Source organism: Arthrobacter sp. efr-133-R2A-120 (genome assembly GCF_030209835.1).
Classification (GTDB): Bacteria; Actinomycetota; Actinomycetes; order Actinomycetales; family Micrococcaceae; genus Arthrobacter.
Map to the genome: position 1 here is coordinate 127264 of NZ_JARVRF010000038.1, position 19926 is coordinate 147189.

Genomic DNA, 19926 nt, shown 5'->3' on the forward strand with positions numbered 1-19926 from the left:
TCTCAGGTCAGTGTTCTCGTGGAGCAAGGGACGGGACAGCAGCGCGTGTGCCGCTCAGTGCAGACAATGCGGAGCCGATGTCTTCCTTGATGGGCGCTGGAGTGAAGATCAGCCCCTGGTTCAGGGAGGTCTGGCGGTACCACACGGTGTCCTTGCGGAATTGGGCGGCCGCGGCGGGATCGTGCGCGTCGATGGCCTGCCAGACTGCCGCATATGCCTCGGGATCGTCCATGATGGCGGACAGCGGCGAGTCCAGGGACAGGGCACCGTGCGCCGCGGCAGGAGCGGCGTCGGGCACGTCCCAGGAGTACCGGCCGGATCCCACCTCGAACTTTTCGGATCCGTCCGGCAAGGAAACGACGGCGGTAGTCCCCGGAGGCACGACGGCTTCCACGAGGATCCGCTCGCCGGAACGTTTCCAGGCCACGCTGGCCAGGCCGTACGGCGTCTCGTGTGAGGTGCCGGCATTCTGCAGGCTGCGGAGCGGACGCGGAGCGATGTGCTGTTTCCGGTAGCCCGGCGCAGCAGGAGCCAGGCCGGCAACGGTCCGGTGCATCCAATCGGCAATGGCACCGAGCGCGTAGTGGTTGAAGGAGGTCATTTCGCCGGGGTTGACCGTGCCGTCCTCCAGGATGGAGTCCCAGCGTTCCCAGATGGTGGTGGCGCCCTTGGTGACCGGGTAAAGCCAGGAGGGGCATTCGGTCTGGGTGAGCAAACGCTCGGCGGCCTCCATGTGCCCGGTGACGGTGAGGGCGTCCGCGATGAGGGGCGTGCCGACGAAGCCGGTGGCGATCCTGTAGCCGCCCAGCCGAACGAGTTCGGCGAGCCGGTCACCAAGTGCCTGGCGCTGAACGGGATCCGTGCTGATCCCGAACATGAGTGCCAGCGAGTAGGCCGTTTGCGCATCGGAAACAATGCGGCCGGAGGGCGTGACGTATTCGGCGAGGAACGCGCTGCGCACGTCTTCGGCGAGAGTTGAGTATTTGCCGTGGTCGTCGTCGGCGCCCAGCACGGCCGCGGCCTTGGCCGTGAGCTCGAGGGAACGGAAAAGGTAGGCGCTGGCCACGATGTCTCCATGGGTGCGGGCGGCGCCGGGCTTGTCCGGCGGTGCTGCCGGGTCCAGCCAGTCGCCCAGCTGCATTTGGCCCTGCCACAACCCGGAGCTGTCGCGGACGCGGAGCAACGCATCGGCCCAATCGCGCATGCTTTGGTACTGCCGGCCCAGCAATCCGCGGTCGCCGAAGCGTTCATAGAGCACCCACGGAACCACGGTGGCAGCGTCACCCCAGGCGGCCACCGGCGATTCCAGCATGCCGAGCACCGCCGGAACGACAATGGGCACCACGCCATTACGGTGGCTTTGCTCGATGGCGAGATCCTGCAGCCAGGAGCTGAGGAACCCCAAGGAGTCGTAGAGGTAGCTGGCCGTCGGGCTGAAGACCTGGATGTCTCCGGCCCACCCCAGGCGCTCATCCCGTTGCGGGCAGTCCGTGGGCAGCGCCAGGAAGTTGCCGCGCATTCCCCACAAGGCATTCTCGTGCAGTCGGTTCAGCATCGGGTCCGAACACTCGAACCAGCCGGTGCGGCGCATGTCGTTGTGGATGACGACGGCGGTGATCGCCGCCGGGTCCAGCTCGCCTGGCCAGTTGTCTACTTGTGCATAGCGGAACCCGTGGAACGTGAAGCGAGGCTCCCATTCCTCCTCCCCGCCGCCGGCGAGCGTGAAGCTGTCCGTAGCGGCAGCGAGGCGAAGCGGACGAAGGGACAGTTCACCTTCCTCCAGGACCTCAGCGTGGCGGAGCATGATCCGATGTCCTGCATCGCCGCTGACCCGGATCCGCAGGCGTCCGACCAGGTTCTGGCCGAAGTCCAGGACGGTGGCGCCGGAAGGCGTGGTCAGGACTTCCCTGACAGGCAGTTCTTCGATCCGACGGACCGGAGGCGCCACGGCGGGAGTTGCTTCCACCCATGACTTGGAGTCCGCAGCCCTGGAATTCACTGCTCCGGAGTCCAAGGAAGCGGGAAGCCAGTGCGAATCGTCGAAGCCCGGCGATGACCAGGAGGCCTCGATGCGCCGCGCATCGAAGGCTTCTCCCGCGTAGATGCCGCTGGAAACGAGTGGGCCCGCTGTGGTTCCCCGCCAGTCCGGTCCGCTGGCCACGGTTTGACGTGTGCCGTCGGCGTATTCGAGATGCAGTTCCACTTTGACGGCCGGTTGCTCGCCGTAGATCGGCTTGGCGAAGCCGTGGAAACCGTACTTTTCCGTGTACCAGCCTCCCGCGAGCCACACACCAATGGCGTTGGCCCCCGCTTGGAGGAGCGCGGTGACGTCGGTGGTTTCGTGGTTGAGACGGTCGGCGTAGGCAGTCCAGCCCGGTTTCAGAACTTGGTCATCCACTTCCGAGCCGTTGATTTCGGCCTGGTACACACCATGCGCAGTCGCGAACAGGGTGGCTTTGGCCAAGTCCGGGCCCACCGTGAATTCGTGCCGCAATTGGCCGGGCTGTCCGAGCGGAATCTCCACTCCGGCAAGGAAGGGCAGCCCGATTGCCTTGGCCTGCCACGGCCCGTCAAGGTAACCCCCCGCCAAAGTCAGGGGTTCGCTCCAAGCGGTTGTGCCGCCGTCGTTCCCCGAGACCCGCACCTCGACTGCCACCTGCTCCCCGGCGGCGATGGCCGCAAAAGGCCACTCCACCAGCACCGATTCAGGGCCTTCGTGCACTGCCGACTCGACAGCGCCCGCGCGGGTCAAGCGCAGTTCGGCACGGGCCTGCTGCCAATCTGTGCCGTCCGTGGCGACGACCCAGCTGAGCCGCGGCCGCGGATTGGCCACGAAGGCGGTATCAGTCCGGTACTCAGCGCTGAACCGGCTGACAGAAGTCTGGCGGAGACATGCTGGCTGCGGTGCCAGGGAGGTTGATGTCACGGATGGGCCTTTCGGAAAACGGTGGGTGGGTGGGCGCTGGAGTTCCTAGTGTGGTTCGCGGCCTTCGCTACGGAACCAGTCGAACGTGACCGTGCCGCGGCTCGCGAAGACGCCGGAAACGCGTCCCGTGAAGGAGGCGGCGGTTTCCGCCGAGAGGTAGCGGCCGTCCAGTTCGGCCAAAGTGAGCAGTTCGCCGTCGACAACTGCCTGGAGGGCGATGGTGTCCGAGCTCAGGTGCCCGAATCCCGCGCCGGATTCCGGCTGGCGGGTTTCGATGCGAAGTTCCAGCGGCCCGGCGGGAACCTGTCGCGTCCAGCTCTGTTCGATCGAGGAGATCCGGGCCCTTGCTGTGAGGGTGGTCCCGTTCAGTTCGATGGAGTAGTGGTGGGCCTCGTCATAACGGACGGCGAGGCCGCCGGCGTTCCCCTTCCCCGCGCTCTCCTCCGCGGCAAGGGGATCCAGTTCCTCGGACGATCCGGTGTCCACCAGGGCAGAGATGGTCTCCACCTGGTACCGCTGGCGGCGGCCCAGGAAGGAAGGCCGGGGATCATCCAGGCCGGTGCCGTCGCTGACCAGGGTGAGGCGCCCGGGGTTCTTCTCGGTGGAGGCGAACGTGCCGGGGAATCGCCGCACGGCGATCCAGCCGCCGTCGAGCTCCGAGTCCGCAAAGTGGTCCTCGAATTTGCCGCTGCCGGGGCGGGGGTTGAGGATGACCGGTTCGACCACCGGCCAGCCGTCCTCCCACGTGACCGGAGTGATGAAGGTTTCCCGGCCCAAGGCGGAGAAGGCCCGGGTCATGCCCTTGGGCCGCATGCCCAACAGCACCATGGCCCAGCCGCCGTCGGGCGTCTGCACGAGGTCGCCGTGGCCGGTGTTCTGGATGGGACGCTCGGTGCTGCGGGCGCTCAAGATGGGGTTGGCCGGGTTGCCCTCGAAAGGACCGGCCGGCGACGTCCCGCGGGCAATGCTGACGCTGTGTCCGCGCTCAGTGCCGCCCTCGGCGATCATGAGGTACCAGTAGTCGCCGTGCCGGTACAGATGAGGTGCCTCGGGGAACATCAGCCCGGTACCGGACCACACGCTCCGGGGCTCCTCAACGGCCTTGCCCGCTTCCAAATCCACGCGGACCTGGAGGATGCCGCCGTGCTCGCCGATGTTCCCGGTGACCGTGTCGAGTCCCGAGTACGTCATGTAGGCGGTGCCGTCCTCGTCCCAGGCAAGGTCCTGGTCGATGCCGATGGCTCCCTCAATGACGAGTCCGTCGCTCCACGGGCCGGAGGGGTTCTCGGCCGTGAACACCAGGGTCCCGCGTGCCATCGCGTCGGTGACAGCGACGTAGAAGAGGCCGTCGTGGAAACGGATTGTGGGTGCCCACGCGCCTCCAAGGGTCGGCACGTCCGTTGAGTCGAGCTGCCCTTCCCGGTCCACCACGTGGCCGATCCGGTCCCAGTTGACCAGGTCGGTGCTGTGGTAGATCGGGATGCCGGGGAGGTATTCGAAGGTGGAGGTCGCGAGGTAGTAGTCCTCGCCGACCTTGACGATGCTGGGATCGGGGTTGAAGCCCGGAATCAGTGGGTTAGGGAAGTTCATGCAACACCGTCCTGGTTTGAGTCGGTCTGGGTTGCGTCGGTCAGGGTGAGAACGGTTTCGAGCGGCAGATCGCTGACTGACGTGCCGATGCGGAGGCGGTAGCCACCGGGTTCGTACGTCCAGCCGTTGTCCCAGTAGGCCAGCAGCCTGGTGGGCACGTCGATTGCCGCGGTGAGCGTTTCGCCGGGTTCGGCCCACACGGGGGCGGAGGCGACGAGCCAGCGCACGGGACGGTCCACGACGGAGCCGGGCCGTTCGGCATAGACCTGCACCACCTGCTTGCCGGCGCGGTTGCCGGTGTTGGACAGCGTTACGGTCAGGGGCACGACGGCGCCGGGAACCTCGGTGCCGGGCGCTTCGGCGGCGTCGAGGGTCCAGTCGGTGTAGCCGAGTCCGTGCCCGAATTCGTAGGCCGGTTCCGTCCCTGCTTTGAGCCAGGCCCGGTAGCCGATGTGGATGCCTTCGGTATAGGCGAGTTCCCCGTTCGCGTCCGGGGTGGTGTTGATGACCGGCACGTCCTCCTGGGTCGCGGGCCAGGTGGTCGGAAGCCGGCCGCCGGGTTCGGCCGCGCCAGTGAGGATGTCGGCGAGGGCGGTGCCGAATTCCTGCCCGCCGAAGTACCCGATGAGGGTCGCGGCGACCTCGTCGCGCCAGGGCAGCAGCACCGGGGACCCGGAGTTTACCACCACCACGGTGCGCGGGTTGGCCGCCGCGACGGCATGGACCAGGCGGTCCTGCAGGCCCGGAAGCTCCAGGGTGGTGCGGTCGTAGCCTTCGGATTCGACGCGCGAGTTCGTACCGACCACGACGACGGCGACATGCGCCGCTTTCGCCGCTTCGACGGCGTCGTTGATGAGGGCCTCGGGGTCCGTGTTGTCCGCTTCGAGCCCGATGGTCACAGCCAGGGCGTTGCCCAGGGCGCCGCTGCGCCCGGCGAGGTCCAGTTCCACCGTCACTTCCAGCGGAACACCCGCCGTGGCCGCGAGCGAAACGGAGGCAGAGGGCGGGGCCAGGAACGCAGCGCCCAGGTCCGTGCCCGTCGCCTCGATGGATGCCTCATGCGCAAGGACCCCGTCCACGAAGATCCGCCCATGCCCCACGGTGGAGAAGCCCAGACGGATGGTGCCGGTCTCCTCCGGCGTGTAGTGGGTATGGAACTGGACCATGGAGGACTCCGCGATGGGGGCGTCCCCGCCGAACCAGACCAGCGCGGTGGAGCGGCGGTCCTCCGCGAAGAGTTCCTTTCCGGTGGACGCAAAGAAGCGTACCCGCAGCCCAGGGCCGCCGGTCACCGGGTTGGTGAGCTGATCGAGGGGCAGTTCGGCGATGCCTTCCTGCACCACCGCGCCCACGTTGTAGCTGACGTTCTCCGGGCCGAACGCTTCACGGATCCCGTCCAGCGGGGTGACGATCCTTTCCGGGACCACGGTCGCGGACCCGCCGCCCTGGGTCCTGGCATGGCGGGCATTGTGCCCGATCACCGCGACGCTGGTGACAGAGCCGGGAGCCAGCGGCAGCACGCCGTCGTTCTTTACCATCACGGTCCCGGCCACGGATGCTTCCCGGGCGAACGCGACCGGATCCTCCCGGTCCACCGGCTCCGCTGCCACGGGTTCGAAACCTTCCAAGGCGCCCACCCGGGCGGCGAGCTGCAGGATCCGCAACACCTTCCGGTCAACCGCGGCCTCCGAAACAGTTCCGCACTTCACCGCCAGCACGAGCGCCGAACCCCAGGGCCCGTCCGGACCCGGCATCACCAAGTCCTGGGAGTGCTTCGCGCTTTCCACGCTGCGCACCGCGGTCCAGTCGCTGATCACCACGCCGTCGAAACCCCACTCAGTGTTCAGCGGCGACTCGAGCAGCACGTTCTCCGTGGCCGTGGCGCCGTTGACCGAGTTGTACGCGCTCATCACAAGCCACGCCTTCGAGTCCACGATGGCCTTCTCGAACGCCAGCAGATACAGCTCCCGCAGGGCCCGTCCCCCCACCTTCACATCCACCGTGAACCGGTCCGTCTCCGAATCATTGGCCACGTAATGCTTCGGGGTCGCACCGACGCCGTTGCGCTGCACCCCGGCCACATACGCCGCCGCGAGCTCGGCAGTCAGGACCGGGTCCTCGCTGAACGCCTCGAAATGCCGGCCGCCCAGCGGGGAACGGTGCAGGTTGATCGTCGGGCCCAGCACGACGTCGACGCCCTTGCGGCGGGCCTCGACCGCCGACGCAGCCCCCAGACGGTCCGCCATCGCGGGATCCCAGGACGAGCTGATCGCCGTCGCGGACGGGAAGTTCATCGACGGCTGCCGCTCATCCCACACCTCACCGCGCACCCCGGTAGGCCCATCCGAGAACAACATCCGCCGCAGACCGATCTTCTCCACCGGCCAGGTGGTCCAGAAGTCCCGGCCCGTCAGCAACCGCACCTTCTCCTCCAGGCTCAGCTGGGCCAGGAGGGACTCAAGGCGTTGGTCGATGGTCTGGTCGGTGAGGAGTTCCATGGTGGCTTTCTTGTCTGTCTTGAGGGATGAAGTGTCGATGCTCATGCGGTGGCACCTGTGGTGACTGCGGCCCCGGCGGCTTCGCGCCGGGCGGCAATGATGTCCCGGTACCAGTACGCACTCCACTTGGGGATGCGGGCCTGGGTGCCGTAGTCCACGTAGACCAGCCCGAAGCGCTTGTCGTAGCCTTCGGCCCATTCGAAGTTGTCCATGAAGGACCACGCGAAGTAGCCGCGGACGTCCACGCCGTCGGCGATCGCCTCGCCCACCGCGGAAATGTAGCCGCGCAGGTAGTCGATGCGTTCGGGGTCGCGGACCTCGCCGTTCGGATCCACGTAGTCGTGGAACGTGACGCCGTTTTCCGTGACGTACAGCGGAAGGGAGGTGTACTCGGCGGCGACCCGCTTGAGTACCGCCTTGAGTGCCGCGGGCGTATTGGACCAACCGAACGACGACGGCGCAGGCTGCACATGCGTCCAGCTTGCCCCTCCCGGGGCTGCTTCGTCCGCGGAAACCAGCATGTTGGTGTAGTGGTTGATGCCGGCAAAGTCGCCGGGTGCCGAGATGATGGCCAGGTCGCCGGGCTGGACGAGGTCGTCGGCCGAGGCCCCTTGGCCCGTGGCGGTCAGGCCGTACTGGCCGTAGGCTGCGATGGTGGCGTCCGCGTAGCGACCCCGGTAGACAGGCTCCAGGAAGATCCGGTTGCTGACGGCGTCCCAGTATTCCGTAGCCTTGCGGTCGGCTTCGGAATCGCTGGCCGGGTTGAGGTTGCCGATGATATTGGTGATGCCCACTTTGGCCTCGGGGCGGCGGGCACGGAATTCGGCCAGCGCCAGGCCATGGGCCAGGAGCAAGTGATGGGCTGCACGCACCGCAAGGCGGTCATCCTTGAAGCCCGGGGCCTGCATTCCCCAGGAGTGGCCAAGGAAGGCCGCGCACATCGGCTCGTTGATGGTGATCCAATGCTCGGCGAGGTCGCCGAGGGCCTCGGCCACGAGTCCGGAGTACTCCGCGAAACGGTAGGCCGTGTGCCGGGCCGGCCAACCGCCGTCGTCCTGCAGTGTTTGCGGCAGGTCCCAGTGGTAGAGCGTCACGTACGGGGTGATACCGCGGGCGACGCAGCCTGCCAGCAGATCACGGTAGAAGCGCACGCCCTCGGGGTTGAGCGGACCGACGCCGGTGGGCTGCAGGCGGGACCAGGACAAGGACAGCCGATAGGACGGGATGCCCAGTTCGGCCATGAGGTCGAGATCAGCTTCCCAGCGGTGGAAGTGGTCGCAGGCGATGTCTCCGTTGTCACCGTGGATGGTGGTGCCCGGCTGGTGGGAGAAGGTGTCCCAAATGCTCTGGCCGCGTCCGCCCTCGTTGACTGCACCCTCGATTTGGTAGGCCGCGGTGGCCACGCCCCAGGCGAAGTCGGCGGGAAAAGCGGCGGCCGGGGAGAGTTCCGGGCTCGCGGACAGTGGCGGCTGCGTCATGGGCTCGCCTTTCGTGTGTCTGTGTTGCTCTGAAGGTGGGACTTGCGGCGGGTCAGGCCACGCCGGCTTGGACGTTCTGCTGGTGCTGGATGTCCAGCAAGCGGAGGCGGTCGGCGCGGCGTTGGGCTTGCCGGTCCGGATCCGGGACCGGGGCGGCCATGAAGAGTCGCTGGGTGTAGGGATGCTCTGGTTCTCCGGTGACTTGCTCGCCGTCGCCCCATTCCACGATTTCGCCGTGATACATCACGGCCACGCGGTGGCTGAGGTGGCGGACCACCGCGAGGTCGTGGGAGACAAAGAGGTAGGCGACGCCGGTGCGTTCCTGGATCTCGATGAAAAGGTCCAGCACCGTGGCTTGGGTGGAGAGGTCCAGGGCCGAGACGGGTTCGTCGCACACGATCAACTTCGGATCCAGTGCCAATGCCCGGGCGATGGCGATGCGTTGGCGCTGCCCGCCGGAGAACTCGCGTGGCAGCCGGTGGGCGGCGCCGTGCGGCAACCGGACCTGGTCCAGGAGCTCGGCGACCCGCTTGTTGGCGGCCTGGCGTTCCACTTTCCGGACCGTGAGCGGCTCGGTGAGGATCTGCTCGATGGTCATGGACGGGTTGAGTGAGGTGTACGGGTCCTGGAACACCACCTGGATCTCGTGGCTGAGCTCCTTGCGCTGGGCGCGGGTGGCTTTGGAGATTTCCTGGCCGCGGTATTTGATGCTTCCACCGGTGACCGGGGCGAGCCCCAGCACGGCGCGGCCCAGCGTGGTCTTGCCGGAGCCCGACTCCCCCACCAGGCCCACCGTCTCGCCAGGCCGGATGTCGAGGGAGACGCCCTTGAGGGCCTTGAACGGTTCCTTCCGGAAGCCCTTGAGGGGATATTCGACGACGACGTCCCGGACGTCGAGCAGTGTTTCGGTCATGGCTTCACTCCTGTCAGGCTGGTGAGGGATCCGTCTTTGCTCGGCCGTGCATTGCTTGTGAGGGGGCCACGCGGCGCTGCGTCCTCGAGGATCGCTTCCAGCAACTGCTTGGTATAAGGGTGGCGGGCGTCCTTGAAGATGGTCCGGACGGGCCCGGTTTCCACGACGCGGCCTGTCTGCATCACGGTCACGCGATCGCACAGATCGGCGACGACACCGAAGTTGTGGGTCACCAGGATGACGCCCATTTTCAGCTCGTCCTGGAGTTCGCGCAGCAGGTCAAGCACTTCGGCCTGCACGGTGACGTCCAATGCCGTAGTGGGCTCGTCCGCGATAAGCAGGTCCGGCTCGCAGGAAACCGCGCCGGCGATCAGCACCCGTTGGGCCATGCCTCCGGAGATCTCGTGCGGGTAGGCGTTGAAGGTCCGTTCGGGGTGGGGAATCCCCACTTTGGCCAGCAGGGCCAGTGCGCGCTTCCGTGCCTCCGCTTTGGATATGCCCAGGCATACCCGCATGGGCTCCATGAGCTGGCTGCCGATCGTGAACGCGGCGTCCAGGTTACTCATGGGTTCCTGCGGGATATAGGCGATGCGCTTGCCGCGGACCTTCGTCATTTCCTTCTCGGAGAGGCGGGCCAGGTCCGTGCCGTCGAAGACGATGGAGCCGCCGGTGACGCGTCCGCCCTGCGGCAGGAGCCGGAGGATAGAGAAAGCAGTCTGGGTCTTGCCCGAGCCGGACTCGCCCACCAGACCATGAACCTCTCCGCGGCGGACCGTGAGGCCCACATGGTTCACCACATGGGTGGTGGAACCGTCGGGCTGATCGTAGCCGACGCCCAGGTCGGTCACCTCCAGAAGGACCTCACCGGCGCTAGCAGTGCGTGCACCGGCGGGTGTTTCGGGATGCACCACGGCGGGCTCGCCGCGCTTGGCGGCAGCTTCTGCGGAATCGGCGACGGCGGCCCCCTTGCGGCGGCGCTTTACCGGCCCGCGGCTGCGCTCGAGTTCGTCGCGCATCGCATTGGCCAGCAGGGTCAGTGCGATGCAGACGACGCCGAGGACGAGGCTTGGCCACAACACCAGGGTGGGTGCCTTGTAGAGGTTGATGAAGCCGTCGTTGAGCATGCTCCCCCACGTGGGGATGTTCAGATCGCCCAGGCCAAGGAATTCCAAGCCGGCCTGGATGGCGATGGCGATGCCAAGGACCATGGCGGACTGGATGATGACGGGCGCGCGCACCACGGTGAGGATGTGGCGGCCGATGATCCGGAAGTCGCTGAGCCCGGAGACCCGCGCCGCGTCGACGTACAGTTCGTTGCGCACCGCCGTCACGCAGGCGTACACCAGGCGGAAGTAGGCCGGGGAAAGCAGGACGCCGAAGATCATCATGGACAGCCACATCGAGGGTCCGACGACGGCCCGTGCGGCCAACAGGATGACAATGCCGGGCATTGCCATGAGCAGGCCGGTGAGCCAGGAGGACGCCGAATCGAACCAGCCGCCGTAGTATCCGGCGACCAGGCCGCCCGTGACGCCGATCGCGACGGCGACCACGAGCGCCAACAGCGCCCCGGCCAGGCTGAACTGCCCCGCGAAGAGCAGTCGGCTGAAGACGTCGCGCCCGGCACTGTCCGCTCCCAGCACGTGGTCCGGGCTGGACTTGGCCAGGACCGACTGCAGGCTGGCCAGGCCGGGGTCATGCGTTGCGAGCACAGGTGCAAGCACCGCGGCCAAGGCCACGATCGCGAGGACCAGCATGGATACGGCGCCGGTGGGGTTCGTGAGGAGCTTGCGGAACAAGGAGACTTTGGCTGCCTGGGTGGGCAACGCGATGGAAGTGTCGATCATGACAGCCGAACTTTCGGGTTGAGCCAGCCTTGGGCGAGGTCGATGATGAGGTTGACGATCACCACGATGGCGGCGGTGGCGACGACGACGCCCATCACCACCGGGATGTCCCCCTGGCTGGTGGCGGCAACGGCGATCTGCCCGAGGCCGGGCAGGGCGAAAATCTGTTCAACGATCACGGCACCGCCGAGCAGGCCGATGAACTGGACCGCGAGGACTGCCAGGGCAGGACCGCCGGCGTTGCGCAGTACATGCCTGTACACCACCCGGTTGAAGGAGAGGCCGCGGGCCCGGAGCGTGCGGACATAGTCTTGGCGGAGGGCATCGATCAGGGATCCCCGGACCTGCTGGACCACCGAGGCGATGCAGCCGATCGAAAGGGCGATGATCGGCAAGGTGACCGTGGCCGCCCAACCGCCGAACGACGTCGTAATCGGTACATAACCGGTGGCCTTGAACCACTTGAGGTTCAAGGCGAACAGGGACACGAGTCCCAAAGCGATCAGGAAGCCGGGAATCGCGAAGCCCAGAACGCCCACGAACTGGACCACACGGTCCGCCCAGCCCCGGCGCACTGCGGCCAGGACAGCGATGACCACGGAGATCACCGCCGCGATGATGGTGGCGCCCAACACCAGCGAGAGGGTCACGGACACCCGGCTGGTGACGCCGGTGCTGACCAGCTGGCCGTTGAACCACGAGCGTCCAAGGTCGCCAGTGAGGGCGTGGGTGAGCCAATCCCAGTACTGGACCACGAGCGGGCGGTTCAGTCCTAGCTGGGAGGCCTTCAGTGTCACCTGGGCCTGGCTGGCTGTGGGGCCCACGATGCGGCGGGCGATATCGCCGCCACCCGCGTACAGCAGCAAGTAGGCGACCGTTGTAATGACGAACAGCAGGAGGACGCCCGAAAGCAGGCGGCGCAGCACGAAACGGTACATCAAAGTTCCTTAAGGGAAGGTTCCTGGGGCCGCCGGGACCGGGCCGCTTGTGTCAGCAAGTGGTCCGGTCCCGGCAGCTGTCCGCTAGGAGGCGGGAGAGAAGGACCAGATGAACGGGTAGGCGTTACCCGTCTGGACCTCGACCTTGGTCTTGGCATCGGTGACGAAGCTGGACTGCGGGCGGTACCACGGAGCGAACCATGCTTGCTCCACGATGTACTTGTTCAGTTCCTTAGCGGCGGCCGTCTGCTCATCCGTAGAACCGACGTGGATCTTGTTGATCAGCTCGTCCACTTTCGGGTCCTCGTACTTGTACGGGTTCCACGGGGCACCGGGAGCGATCTTCATGTTGATCAGCTGCCAGTCGGACTGCTGCTCCAGGATCATGTAGCTCACGCCATACTTCGGCGCCAGGAGGTCGGCGATGAAGTTGTTGCCGGTGTCCGTGAACTCAGCCGTGATGCCGACATCCTTGAGCTGCTGGGTGATCAGAGCCGGGAGGGTGTTGCCCATGAGCGCCGAGGACGGCAGCTTCAAGGTCAGCCCGCTGGCGTATCCGGCCTGGGCAAGCAGTTCCTTGGCCTTGGCGGGGTTGTAGGCGTAGCGGGAGTCCAGGGACTTGTCATAGGCAGCCGACGACGGCGGGAACACCTGGGTGGTCAGCTCGCCATAGCCCTGGCCGATTGACTGCAGCATCGCCTTGGTGTCGAAGGCGTAGTTGAGTGCCTGGCGGACGCGGACGTCCTTGAGCGCGGGGTTGGTGGTACCGGCCCGATCAAACAGGATGAGCCCTGCCCAGTTGAGCTGGAGTGGGTTGACCTTGTAACCGGCAGCCTGGATCTCCGTGAGGGTGTTGTTGTCAGCGGTGTTGGCGGCGTTGAGCTGCCCGGACTTGATGGCGTTCAGCAGGGAGGTCTGGTCGCCGTAGACGTTGAGGACCAGGTTGTCGTAGTGCACCAGGCTCTTGTCCCAGTAATTCGGGTTGCGGTGGTAGCTGTAGGACGTGCCGGTCACGGTGGCTGCGGTATCCAGCACATACGGACCGGAGCCTACGGGCTTGGTGGCGATGTCGGCGTTGCCGAAGGACGCCGGGCTCTGCATGAAGGACGCGTCCTTGGACAGGTAGTTCAGGAACGCCGGGTCCGGGGCGGACAGGGTCAGTTCCAGGGTGGTTGCGTCCACGGCTTTGGCAGTCTTCAGTGCCGCCATGAACTGTGCATCCGGAGACGTTCCTGCCTTGAAGCGTTCAAGGTTTTGCTTCGCGGCGTCGGCGTTGAAGGGGGTGCCGTCGGTGAACTTGACGTCATCACGCAGGGTGAGTGTCAGGACGGTCTTGTCCGCGTTGTACTTCCAGTCTTTGGCCAGCATCGGAACGAGCGAGCCATCCGGCTTCATCCGGATCAAAGTGTCGTACACGGCCTGGTAGAACGGCGAGAGGTTGGCGAACTCGGACTGGTTTGCAGCGAAGGTCTTGGGCGCCAACAGCGCGCCCAGGGTCAGGGTTTGGGAGGACTGGTCCTGGGGGGCGGCGGCTCCGCCACCACCACAAGCAGTGAGCCCCAGGGCAACAGCCGCAATGACTGCGGCCATTCGCTTGGATCGGAACATCTTTGGTCCCTTTCACGATCAGTGGCGTCCACCATGGACGGCCATTGGGAAAGACCGTAACATCAAAAACCTAGCGACCACTAGGTTTTTGACGAACTTTTTGAATCGTTATGAAATGTGACGATGCGCACAGCGGTTGACCAATTGATGGACTTATTAGAAATCGACGTTGTTAGGGTGGATTCATGAAAGAGACTGTGGGCGGCACCCCGCCCGAAACGGTGCGTCGAGGGCGCCGCGGCACTTATGCCAAGACGGAGGCGCGGAGGCAGGAAATCCTGAAGGCCGCTTTCGACGTCTTTTCATCCTCGGGCTACCGCTCAGGCTCGCTGAAAGACGTGGCGGACAAAGTGGGCCTGACCCAAGCCGGGCTCCTGCACCACTTTCCGAGCAAGGAAGCCTTGCTTGAGGCGCTCTTGACCTTCCGCGACGACGAGTCCGCAATCTACACCGGAGCCTTGGATGCCAAGGGTGCGGACCTGATGCATGCCATGGTGGATCTTTCCCGGCACAACACCACCATCCCAGGCCTCGTGGCCCTGTACTGCGTACTGTCCGCGGAAGCCACCGACCCCGAGCACCCGGCCCACCAGTACTTCCTTGACCGGTACGAGCGGGTACGCCACTTGCTGAGCGATGCCTTCTCGCATATGGCAAACGAGGGCAAGCTACGGCCGGGCATCGTGCCCACCGCAGCCGCACGCCAATTGATCGCGCTCATGGACGGTTTGCAGGTCCAGTGGCTTCTCGACAACGATTCCGTGGACATGCCCTCCGAAGTCGCGGCCTACTTGAACGCCGTCACGACAGAAAGCTTCTAACCCACCCAACTAGCTCGCATTTGTTGTCGTTTTGAGCCCTCTAAACGACAACAACTGCGAGTTAGTTGGGTAAGGCGGGGCGGCGGGGCTCCGGCTAAGGCGGGTGCCTCGCGTCACAGCGCCGTCAGGCCGCCATCCACGGTGAACAGCCCGCCAGTGGCGTACGCGGAGTCGTCGCTGGCGAGGAACACCATGATGCCTTCGACGTCGGCCGCGGTTCCGGGCCGGCCCAGCATCGTGGAATCCACCAGCCCGGCACGGCTCACGGGATCGTCCGCGATGGTCCGAACAAGCGGGGTCTCGGTGTAGCCCGGCACCACGGTGTTGACCCGGATGCCCGCGGCGGCGTAGTCGGCGGCAACAACCCGCGCCAAGCCATGTACCCCGGCCTTGGAACTCGTATACGCGGTGAAGGTTTGCCCGCAAGCCACCACGGCGGTGGGGCTGCCTGTGCAAATGATCGACCCGCCACGACCCTCCATGGCACGGATTGCGTGCTTGAGGGTCAGGAAGGTCCCGCGCTGGTTGATCGCGACGGTCTTCTCCCAGACCGCCAGGTCCAGGTCCCCCACGCGGGCATCTTGCCCGAACAACTGCACCCCGGCATTGGCCACGACGACGTCGAGCGCTCCGCCTTCCGCCACGGCAGCGTAGGCCGCAGACACGCTTGCTTCGTCCGAGATATCCATGCGCAAAGCCTGTGCGAGGGCTGATCCCGTGACAGCGGCAGCCTTCTCGGCGGCTTCCAGGTTGATGTCGGCGAAATACACCCGGGCGCCCTCGGCAACGAAGCGCTGGGCCACCGCCAGTCCGATGCCGGAGCCTGCTCCCGTGACAAGGGCGGTCTTGCCGTCCAGCCGTTTACTCATTGTGGTTCCTCTTTCAGTTCAGTCGACGCGGCGGACAACAGCAGTCCACGGCTCAAGTTCAAGATTGGTACTGTCGCCGCCCGGCAGCCGCACGACGACGCTCAGCGATTTGGCAGTGAGGTTAGCGGCAAACAAAACCGTCCGGCCGCCGTCGCGCACGGGATACAACACGACGCCGGGCACCTCGCCGGCCACGTCAAGGACCTCGCACCCGCGCACGGCCGCGACGGCGGCCAGCAGCTCGCCCGCGGGCGTGAGGCCGCCGGTTTCACGGATACCGCGCGGTCCTGTTGCCTCGAAATAGCTGACGGATTCGACGCCGGGAACGCTGAGCGCCGCGATGCTTCCCATCAGCCAGGCGGCTGTAAATGTCTCAGGCTGCAGCGGGTCGGTGGCTTCGGCTGCCGCTTCGTCGCCTTCGGTGGCGACGGCGTTGAACCGCGCCTTCAGGGTCACCGGCCCGAGGTGCAGCGGCCGTCCCGAGCCGATCCGGAGTGCGTTGAGCGCGACGAGCCGCTGCATTGGCAGGGTTTCGACGACGTGCGGCACCTCGGTGGCGTGCATCTGCGGGGTGATGCTGAAGGACACGGCGTCGGCGTCCGGGGGGAGGCGGCCCGCGTTGCGGTTCAGCTCGGTGAAGTGCGATCGCGCACCGGCAAGCAGTGCGCCGCTAAATCCGCGCTGCCGAGCCTGGTCCTTGAGTTCATCCCAGAGCCCTGGCTCCGTGACGTGGCTGAAAGCGTCGAACACCGCGAGCCGCAGCACTTTGTCCAAGGGGAGGAGATCGAGGAGTTCACCGATGCGATCCGGCGAATCGACGGACAGGCGCACATCCAACGGAACGTCCAGATCCATGGCCTCATCCGTGGCCCGCCGGATCGAGCCCTCAGCGTCGGGCCCGGGCGCGAGCTCCAGAAGCAGCGCGTCCAGGCCGGGAATGGGCTCGGAACGGGTTCTGGGTGCTGTGGCCGAAGTAGCCGAAAGCGAAAGCGCCGGCACCCGGGCCGTGCCGCCGTCGAGTACCGTGAGCACACGTTCCGGACCCGGTCGAAGAACAGGCACCACAGGCCCGGGCGTCGCCGTCAGGAGCACCGACTGGTGGACGCGGTCGCCGGCGGAAACATCCACCGGAAACGGCTTCGAAAGCGGCGTGCTGTACGTCTTGAACGAGGCGTCCGTCCAGTTCCGCTGGTCTTCGGTTTCGAAGACGTCGCCATGGAAGTCGAGCCTGAACCGCGTTCCGTCGCGCTCCCATTCCATCAAAGAAACGTCCAGGAAGGGTTGGTGCGGACTGATGTCCTTGGGGAAGAACGACGGCGAGCTGGCGCCGCCGGGACTGCCGATGGTCACCGCAAGGCCGGCGTCGTCTGGGCTGTGCAGCACCACGAGTCCGATCCGGTTGCTGCGGAAGGCAGCGGGAGCGACGCCGTCGAACGTCACCTTGACGCTGTCCTTCATGAGGTGAATGGCGAGCTCGCCGGTGTAGCTGGAACCGAAACCGGCGAAGTCGATGTCGAGTAGGAGCGTGGTGGCACCGTCGGCGTGTTGCGCGACCCGGCTGACAGTAGGCCCGAGGGTGCGCCAGTCGTGGTCGCGGACCACTGCGCGAATGGCCCGGAGTACCGGTATGCCGTTGAACGTGATGTCCGAGAGTTCATCGTTGCGTAGCTCGGCCCGCCAAGCTGCCGCTTCCACCGTTTCCGACGGGGCGAACAGCCTGGAGTGGTTTTCGTCATTGATCACAGCAGGCCTTTGCAGCGAGGAGGGAAGTAAGCGCAATCGGATTCAATTGTGATGCGCACCATGCGACGAGTCAACCGGTTGACCAATATTTGGGAGCTCATGCGATGCAACCCGCGTCGCGGAAGGTCACCCGAAGCAACGCCGCGAAACCTAGCGAAAGGCTTCGAAACCATTATTGGTTCGCGCACTGCAGCCTGCCTAACCTCGATGCACGTGGTGTACCCAAGAGGCCAGGGAGCTGCCTGCAAAGCAGCGCACGCGGGTTCGAATCCCGCCACCACGTCTCATGTGTTGTCCTGGGCGAAACGCCCAGGGGCCGAGCTATTGGGCTGCGTCGTAGCCCGCCAGCAGGCGGCGAGACGCTGTGCCCATGTGCGAGACCATGGCCTCTGTCACCAAGGCGGCGTCCCGGGACTCGAGGGCCTTGAAGATCGCGCGATGCTCGGCGAGCGCGGCGGCGGCATGGCCTTCATCGGTCAGCGCCCGGTCCACCCAAATTCGCAAGAGCGACCTAATGCTCTGCAGGAGTTCCTGGAGGACCTGGTTCCCGGAAGCGGTCGCGATTTCCTTATGGAATGCGGCGTCGGCCTCGACAAAAACAGCGAGGTTGTCCAGCCCGGCCTCCATCGAGTCAAGGTTGGTTCGCATGCGCCCCAACGCCTCGTCAGTAATGCGGGCTGCGGCCAACTGAACCGCCTGGACCTCCAGTCCACTGCGCAGCTCGACGAGTTCGCGTGTGCGTGGCTCGCCCAGCATGAGTCCCCAACTGAGGGTGCGGGGCAGCAATTCGGAGACGCCGTCGCGCAAGTAGGTCCCGGAACCCGGCCGGACGATGACGATGCCGAGGATTTCCAACGCGGCCAACGCCTCGCGAACCGCCGAACGCCCAACGCCGAGCGAAGCCGCCAGTTGCCGCTCAGCCGGGAGGCGGGTCCCCGCCGCGATGTCGCCGCTCGTGAAGTACGCGAGCAGCCTCTCTGCAACCTCGGAGACCACGGAGCCGTGCTCCATGGGGGCAAGGGCTGCCGTCATATGAGCCGCTGCGGCGGCGGAATTCGCTGACATCTTCACAGCGTAGCAACCGGATGACCAATTTCTCCCGCACCCAAGCACCCCGCGATCGAGCGCGAGTGCGGTGCGCGAAAATTAGGATCAGTCAACCGGTTGACCAATTTGCTCTCGAGGGCTTATGGTTTTTATCACACGCTTAGCTCGGTCCTGCGGCATCGAAGTCCACGGATCGGCACTAAGAAAACCCGAGCCGCCTGGTCCTCAGAAGGACAACGCGCTCCGGCAACCTCTAGGAGTCAATGTGGACACCACACAATCGGTGGTCGAAAGATCGGCCATCAAAAAGGTCGCGATCCGGCTGGTGCCGTTTGTCGCCTTGATGTTCTTCATCAATTACCTGGACCGGACAGCCATCTCGTTCGCCGGCCCCAACGGCATGAACAAGGACCTTGCGCTCTCCGCAGCGCAGTTCGGCTTCGCGTCCGGAGTCTTCTTCATCGGCTACATCCTGCTCGAGGTGCCTAGCAACCTGGCCTTGCACAAGTTCGGCGCACGCCGCTGGCTGGCCCGAATCATGGTCAGCTGGGGGATTGTGTCCCTCGTGTTCACCTGGGTGGGCAACGTGGATCAGCTCTACGTCCTCCGTTTCATCCTTGGTGTGGCCGAGGCCGGATTCTTCCCTGGCGCAATCCTCTTCCTAAGCCTCTGGGTCCCCGCAAAGCACCGAAGCAAGATCCTGGCGCTCTTCTACTTGGCACAGCCCCTGACCACGGTGATCGGCGCTCCGCTGGCCGGCGCGTTGATCCAGCAGCACGGCGTGTTCTTCGGCCTTGAAGGCTGGCGGTTCATGTTCTTCGGCGTCGCCATTCCGGCGATCGTCATCGGCGTCATCTCCTGGTTCTACCTGGCCGACTCCCCCGCCAAGGCCAAGTGGCTGACGTCGGAGGAAAAGACCTGGCTGACCGGTGCCCTTGCAAAGGAAAAGGAAGCAACCGCTGCCAGCAACAAGCACGTCAGCGTCCGCACAGTGTTCGGCAACGGCCGCGTTTGGATGCTCTCCCTGATCTACTTCGGATTCATTTACGGCCTCTACGCCCTCGGCTTCTTCCTGCCGACCATCATCAAGGGTTTCGAGTCCCAGTTCGGAACGAAGTTCGACGTCTTCCAGCAAGGCCTCATCACGGCTATCCCGTACTTGCCTGCCGCCGTCGCCCTGTACTTCTGGTCCAGGGACGCCACCAAGCGCGGCGTCAAGACGTGGCACATTGCGCTTCCCGCACTGACCGGCGCCGTCAGCATCCCGTTGGCACTGTTCGCAGGATCCCCGGCCGCAACGATCGCCGTCATCACCATCACCGCCATGTCCATTTTCGCGGCGTTGCCGAACTTCTGGACGGTGCCCACGCAGTTCCTCACCGGCGCGGCAGCCGCAGCTGGCATCGCGCTGATCAACACGGTCGGTAATCTCGCGGGCTTCAGCGCCGGTTACATCACCGGCTGGCTCAAGGACTGGACCGGCAGCTATACGGCGCCGCTGTTCGTGGTGGGCGGGTTCATGCTCCTGTCCTCGATCCTCATGGTTGTCCTCAGCCGCCGGGGCAAGGCCAGCGACGGCATCCCCGCAGAGGCACTGGATCCCGCAGGCGCCGGCCACCACGCAGAGCCCTAACCCGGCCCGGCCCGC

The 19926-nt window shown here is 65.6% G+C and carries 13 protein-coding genes and 1 tRNA gene; 3 read left to right on the forward strand and 11 right to left on the reverse strand.

Going from position 1 to position 19926, the window contains the following annotated elements; translation table 11 throughout:
• Nucleotides 1-7: 7 nt before the first annotated feature.
• From QRN52_RS17885 to QRN52_RS17920, 8 genes are all read right to left on the reverse strand, one after another.
• Entirely contained in the window at nucleotides 8-2926 is a 2919-nt protein-coding gene (locus tag QRN52_RS17885; protein ID WP_284754705.1) for a family 78 glycoside hydrolase catalytic domain, read from the reverse strand.
• Nucleotides 2927-2971: 45 nt separating this feature from the next.
• Nucleotides 2972-4516 carry a glycoside hydrolase family 43 protein gene (locus QRN52_RS17890; RefSeq protein WP_284754706.1) on the reverse strand — a complete coding sequence of 515 codons (1545 nt, stop codon included), beginning with the start codon at nucleotides 4514-4516 and terminating at the stop codon, nucleotides 2972-2974.
• The gene (locus QRN52_RS17895) at nucleotides 4513-7014 is read right to left on the reverse strand and encodes a glycoside hydrolase family 3 C-terminal domain-containing protein (RefSeq protein WP_284754737.1); all 2502 of its coding nucleotides are present in this window, start codon (nucleotides 7012-7014) and stop codon (nucleotides 4513-4515) included. Before QRN52_RS17895 ends, QRN52_RS17890 begins: the two co-directional genes overlap by 4 nt.
• Before the next feature lie 41 nt (nucleotides 7015-7055).
• Nucleotides 7056-8492: a GH1 family beta-glucosidase gene (locus QRN52_RS17900; protein ID WP_284754707.1), complete on the reverse strand. Its 1437-nt coding sequence runs from the start codon at nucleotides 8490-8492 to the stop codon at nucleotides 7056-7058.
• A gap of 52 nt (nucleotides 8493-8544) precedes the next feature.
• Nucleotides 8545-9405 (reverse strand): ATP-binding cassette domain-containing protein, encoded by an 861-nt coding sequence (locus tag QRN52_RS17905; RefSeq protein ID WP_269994194.1) that lies wholly within the window; start codon nucleotides 9403-9405, stop codon nucleotides 8545-8547.
• Nucleotides 9402-11252 carry a dipeptide/oligopeptide/nickel ABC transporter permease/ATP-binding protein gene (locus QRN52_RS17910; protein ID WP_284754709.1) on the reverse strand — a complete coding sequence of 617 codons (1851 nt, stop codon included), beginning with the start codon at nucleotides 11250-11252 and terminating at the stop codon, nucleotides 9402-9404. The genes QRN52_RS17905 and QRN52_RS17910 overlap by 4 nt, the downstream gene beginning before the upstream one ends.
• Nucleotides 11249-12190, reverse strand: a complete 942-nt coding sequence (locus QRN52_RS17915; RefSeq protein ID WP_284754710.1) for an ABC transporter permease — start codon at nucleotides 12188-12190, stop codon at nucleotides 11249-11251. Before QRN52_RS17915 ends, QRN52_RS17910 begins: the two co-directional genes overlap by 4 nt.
• An 84-nt stretch (nucleotides 12191-12274) precedes the next feature.
• Complete coding sequence (locus QRN52_RS17920) at nucleotides 12275-13798, reverse strand: ABC transporter substrate-binding protein (protein WP_059388462.1); 1524 nt, start codon at nucleotides 13796-13798, stop codon at nucleotides 12275-12277.
• A 185-nt stretch (nucleotides 13799-13983) separates the two neighbouring features.
• On the opposite strand from QRN52_RS17920, the gene QRN52_RS17925 reads away from it, so the two are divergent.
• Entirely contained in the window at nucleotides 13984-14619 is a 636-nt protein-coding gene (locus QRN52_RS17925) for a TetR/AcrR family transcriptional regulator (protein ID WP_284754712.1), read from the forward strand.
• Between the two features lie 113 nt (nucleotides 14620-14732).
• On the opposite strand, the gene QRN52_RS17930 is transcribed toward QRN52_RS17925, so the two are convergent.
• Complete coding sequence (locus QRN52_RS17930; protein ID WP_284754714.1) at nucleotides 14733-15488, reverse strand: SDR family NAD(P)-dependent oxidoreductase; 756 nt, start codon at nucleotides 15486-15488, stop codon at nucleotides 14733-14735.
• Between the two features lie 18 nt (nucleotides 15489-15506).
• Entirely contained in the window at nucleotides 15507-17231 is a 1725-nt protein-coding gene (locus QRN52_RS17935) for a D-apionate lactonase family protein (RefSeq protein ID WP_284754716.1), read from the reverse strand.
• Nucleotides 17232-17443: 212 nt separating this feature from the next.
• Here QRN52_RS17935 and QRN52_RS17940 point away from each other — a divergent pair.
• A tRNA-Cys gene (locus QRN52_RS17940) sits at nucleotides 17444-17514 on the forward strand.
• 38 nt (nucleotides 17515-17552) lie between these two features.
• On the opposite strand, the gene QRN52_RS17945 is transcribed toward QRN52_RS17940, so the two are convergent.
• Nucleotides 17553-18296 (reverse strand): FadR/GntR family transcriptional regulator, encoded by a 744-nt coding sequence (locus tag QRN52_RS17945; protein WP_284754718.1) that lies wholly within the window; start codon nucleotides 18294-18296, stop codon nucleotides 17553-17555.
• A gap of 247 nt (nucleotides 18297-18543) precedes the next feature.
• Here QRN52_RS17945 and QRN52_RS17950 point away from each other — a divergent pair, with 247 nt between their 5' ends.
• Nucleotides 18544-19911, forward strand: coding sequence for an MFS transporter (locus tag QRN52_RS17950; RefSeq protein ID WP_284754720.1), 1368 nt, complete (start codon nucleotides 18544-18546; stop codon nucleotides 19909-19911).
• Nucleotides 19912-19926 lie beyond the last annotated feature (15 nt).